Source organism: Pseudomonas sp. RP-B7, from assembly GCF_059803535.1.
Map to the genome: position 1 here is coordinate 1 of NZ_JAPFHC010000061.1, position 5,266 is coordinate 5,266.

Here is a 5,266-nt window from a genome sequence, read left to right on the forward strand (position 1 = left end):
GAATAGCCGGCCGCAATCCCGGAAAACTCGGTCAACGCCGCATGGTTGATCGCCACGCCTTTAGGCTTGCCGGTGGAGCCCGAGGTGTAGATCACGTAGGCCAGGTTCTGTGGTTCAACTGCTACCTGCGGATTACCTTCGGCACACGGGTCCAGCGCCACCCGATCAATCGCCACGCTGCGCAGCCCTGCGGGCAACGGCATTGGTACGTGGGATTGGGTCAGCACCAGGCTCACGCCGCTGTCTTCCAACATGTGCAGCAGGCGTTCGCGCGGGTATTGCGGGTCCAGCGGCACGTAGGCGCCGCCCGCCTTGAGGGTCGCCAACAGGCTGACCACCATGGCGAACGAACGCTCCACCGCGACACCGACCAGGACCTCGGGGCCGACCCCCTCAGCGATCAGGTAATGCGCCAGCTGGTTAGCCTGGCGATTGAGCTCGGCGTAAGTCAGCGTCTGCTCATCCAGGCACAGGGCAATGGCGTCGGGACGGCGTTGTGCTTGCCGCTCGAACAGCCCGTGCACACCCAACGGACTTTGGAATACAGCAGCGCCGTTGTTCCATTGCGCTTGCTCGACCCCGGCCAGCAGCGGCAACTCGCAGACACGTCTGTGCGCATCAGCGGCCACTGCGTGCAACAAGTGCTGCCAGTGCTGGGCCATGCGCGCGATGGTCGCGTCGGTAAACAGGTCGGTGGCGTAGGTCAGCGTGGCAAACAGGCCATCGGCCGAGGCTTGGGTGTCCAGGCTCAAGTCGAAATGCGCCGGATGGTTATTGGACTCCAGCCCTTCCAGGCGCAGGCCCGGCAGTTGTTCGCCACGCTGCACACGCAGCTCGGACTGGTGGTTGAACATCACCTGGAACAGCGGGTTGTGGCTCAGGCTGCGTTCCGGTTGCAGCGCTTCCACCAACTGTTCGAACGGCAGGTCCTGATGCGCCTGGGCTTCCAGCGCACGGCGCTTGGTCTGTTGCAGCACCTGGGCAAAGCTCATTTGCCCGTCGATTTCAGCCTTGAGCACCTGGGTGTTGACGAAGAAGCCAATAAGACGCTCGGTTTCCACGCGGTTGCGGTTGGCAATCGGCACGCCGATGCGGATGTCCGACTGGCCGCTGTAGCGGTGCAACAGGGTCTGGAACGAGGCCAGCAACAGCATGAACAGCGTCACGCCTTCGCGTTGTGCCAAGGCCTTGAGGCCGGCGACCACATTCGCCTCCAGCGCCACATCCAGGCGTGCGCCGCGATAGCTCTGCACGGCCGGGCGTGGATGGTCCAGGGGCAACTCCAGCACCGGTTGCTCCGCGCCCAACAGTTCGCGCCAGTAACTCAGTTGGCGCTGCTTTTCACCGGCGTCCATCCAGGCACGCTGCCACAGCGCGTAATCGGCGTATTGCAGTGGCATGGCGGGCAACTGCACGTCATGGCCCTGGCTATAGGCGGCATACAGTTGCACCAACTCATCGACCATCACCTGCATCGACCAGCCGTCCGAGACGATGTGGTGCTGCACCAGCACCAGCACATGTTCCTGCGCGCTCAGTTGCAACAGCTTGACCCGCAGCAGCGGGCCCTGGCGCAGATCGAACGGGCGGGCGATTTCGGCTTCCACCAGCGCCTGCACCTGCTCGGCAGTCGGGTTATCGAGTGCCAGGCTGTCGATGTGCAGGGTGGCCACCGGCAGCACGCGTTGCAGGGTGCGCTCGCCGGCGCTGACAAACACGGTGCGCAAGGTTTCATGACGGGCCAGCAGGCTGTCGAAGCTGCGTTGCAACGCCGAGCGGTCCAGCTCACCCGTCAGGCGCAAGGCATTAGGTACGTGATAGGCCGCGCTTTCAGGCTCCAACTGCCACAGGAACCACTGGCGTTCCTGGGCGTAAGACAGGCTCAGCGGTTGATCACGGTCCACGGCCAGCATCGCTGGAGCCAACGGCGCTTCATCGCTTTGCAGGGCCTGCAAGGCCAACACGAAACCTTCCAGTTGCGGTTGTTCGAACAGCGTACGCAGGGCGATTTCCCGCGCCAGCAGTTGGCGCACCCGCGAGATCACCTGCATCGCCAGCAGCGAATGCCCGCCCAGCTCGAAGAAGTGATCGGTCAGGCCGACGCGCTCGGCGCCGAGCACATCGGCCCAGATCGCGGCGACTTGTTGCTGCAACGCGGTGACCGGTTCAACCCATATGCCCTGGGACTGCGCGGCGTCAGGTTGCGGCAAGCCCTTGCGGTCGAGTTTGCCGTTGGGGGTCAGGGGCATTTTGGCAAGGAACATGAAGTGCGCGGGCACCATGTAATCCGGCAGGTGGGTTTTCAGGGCGCGGCGCAGGGTTTCGCGGAACTCGGTTTCGCTGGCCAGGGCGGCATCAGCCGGGACGACGTAGGCCACCAGTTGCTTGCCGGTCGGGCTGTCTTGCGCGACGACGACGGTCTCGCCCACGCTGTCCTGTTCCCGCAGGCGCGCTTCGATTTCCCCCAGTTCGATACGGAAGCCGCGGATTTTCACTTGGTGGTCGACGCGACCGAGGTAATCCACCACGCCGTCCGGGCGGCCACGGGTCAGGTCGCCACTGCGGTACACACGGCTGCCGGGTTTGCCGAACGGGTCCGGCACGAAGCGTTCGGCGGTGAGCGCTGGGCGTTCCAGGTAGCCCCGCGCAACGCCCTCGCCGCCCAGGTACAGCTCACCGGCCACGCCGATGGGTTGCAGATTGAGCTGGGCGTCCAGCACGTAGCCGCTGCGGTTGCCCAGCAAGGTGCCAATCGGCGCGTAGACGGCGCCGCAGGGATCACCGCGACGAGCCTTCCACAGCAACGGCGTGACCACAGTTTCAGTCGGGCCATAACCGTTGAACAGGTAGGTCGGCTTGAGCGCACGCCAGGCCAGGTCGTAGCTGGCCTGCGCCACCGCATCCCCGCCAAAGCAGTAGACCCGCACCGCCGGTGGATTGCCGTCGCGCTCGGCATGTTCGGCCAGCTGTTGCAGGTACACCGGCGGGAACACCGCCATGGTCACGTTGTGGCGATGCATCTGCGCGTAGGTGTAGTCCGGCAGCCACAGGCTGTCATCGCGGATCAGCACGCTGGCGCCGTTGATCAACGGGTGCATCCAGCCTTCGTGGGAGCCGTCGAAGGCGAAGGACATGAAGTGCAGTTCGCAATCGGCCGGACCGGTTTCGTAGCGCTCGCCAGTGGCGATGATGTGCGCCACCAATGGACCGTGGGAAACCGCCACGCCCTTGGGCATGCCGGTGGAGCCGGAGGTGTAGATCACGTAGGCAAGGTTTTCGCCGTCCAACGCCACCTCTGGCGCGGTCTCGGCATAGTCCTCGGTGCGATCGATCGCCAGCACCTCAAGGCCCTCGGCAATCGGCAGTTGCGGCACCGCACTGCTGTGGGTCAGCAGCAATTGCGCGCGGCTGTCTTGCATCATGTACAGCAGGCGATCACGCGGGTATTCGATGTCCAGCGGCACATACACGCCGCCGGCTTTCATCACGCCGAGGAACGCCACCAGGCTTTCGGCACTGCGCGGCATGGCAATCGCCACCCGCACTTCGGGGCCGACGCCACGGGCGATCAGCGCGTGGGCCAGGCGGTTGGCCTGGCGATCCAGCTCGCCGTAGCTGAGGGTTTGCGTGTCGAACTTGACCGCCACCGCCTGCGGGTTTTCACGGGCGCGGTCGGCGAACAGTTCATGCACCAGACGAGCGCTTGAGAAGCCGGACTCACTGCGATCCCACAGTTGCAGGATGTGCTGTTGCTCATCGGCATCCAGCAGGTTCAACTGCCCGATGTTCTGCTGCTGATCGGCAACCATCGCTTGCAGCAGGTTCTGCCAATGCCGCGCCATGCGCGCAATGGTCGGCGCATCGAACAGATCGGTGCTGTAACCCAGGGATGCCCACAGGCCGTCGCGGCTGTCATGGGTGTCCAGGTCGAGGTCGAAGTGCGCGGTGCGCCGTTCCCAGGCCAGGTTTTCAATGCTCAGGTGCGCCAGCGCCAGCGGTTCACGCGGCCCGTCGGTCTGGTAGTTGAACATCACCTGGAACAGCGGGTTGAGGCTCAAGCTGCGCTCCGGTTGCAGCGCTTGCACCAGTTGTTCGAACGGCAGGTCCTGGTGGGCCTGGGCGTCCAGCGCCCGTTGCTTGACCTGCTGCAGCAGTTGGGCGACGGTGGTTTGCCCATCGATGTCGGCCTTGAGCACCTGGGTGTTGACGAAAAAGCCGATCAGGCGCTCGGTCTCGACCCGGTTACGGTTGGCGATGGGCACGCCGACACGGATGTCCTGCTGGCCGCTGTAGCGGTACAACAGAGTCTGGAACGACGCCAGCAAGAGCATGAACATCGTCACGCCTTCGCGCTGCGCCAAGGCTTTCAGGTCTGCCGCCAGCGCCGCCGGCAACGGCACGTCGAGACGCGCACCGCGATGGCTTTGCTGGGCGGGGCGCTGGTGATCGAACGGCAATTCCAGCACCGGCTGCTCACCGCCCAGCAGGTCGCGCCAGTAGCTCAACTGGCGCTGTCTTTCGCCGGCTTCCATCCAGTCGCGTTGCCACAGCGCATAGTCGGCGTACTGGATCGGCATGGCCGGCAGTTGCGGCACATCACCGCGGCTGTAGGCGCTGTAGAGCTGCACCAGTTCATCGACCATCACCGCCATCGACGCGCCATCGGAGACGATATGGTGCTGCACCAACACCAGTACATGCTCATCGGCCGCCAGGCGCAGCAAGGTCACGCGCAACAGCGGGCCCTGTTGCAGGTTGAACGGGCGTGAGATTTCGGCGGCGACCCGCGCATGCAGGTCAGCCTCGTCGATGTCGGCCAGCTCGATGGGGAGCGCGACCTGAGTACCGATCACCTGCACCGCGCCCTCGCCTTCCTGCTGCACATAGGTGCGCAGGCTTTCGTGGCGCGCGATCAAGCTGTTGAAACTGCGCTGCAAGGCCTCACAGTCCAACTGGCCGGTCAGGCGCAAGGCACTGGGAATATGGTAAGCGGCGCTGTGTGGGTCCAGTTGCCAGAGGAACCACTGGCGTTCCTGGGCGTAAGACAACAGCAGCGGTTGCAGGCGATTGCGCGCTACCAGCGGTGGCGCCTGTTCGCGGCCTTCCAGCGCCTGCACTGCCGCCGCGAAACCGGCCAGCCTTGGTTGTTCGAACACCAGTTTCAACGGCACTTCCTGCGCCAGGACCTGACGCAGGCGTGAGATCACTTGCATCGCCAGCAACGAATGACCGCCCATCTCGAAGAAGTGGTCGTTCAGGCCGACGC

At 64.5% G+C, this 5,266-nt stretch carries 1 protein-coding gene; it reads right to left on the minus strand.

The window, feature by feature from the left end; translation table 11 throughout:
- Positions 1-5,266 (minus strand): amino acid adenylation domain-containing protein (locus OPU96_RS28635; RefSeq protein ID WP_498560175.1); only part of this gene is annotated, 5,266 nt, incomplete at both ends.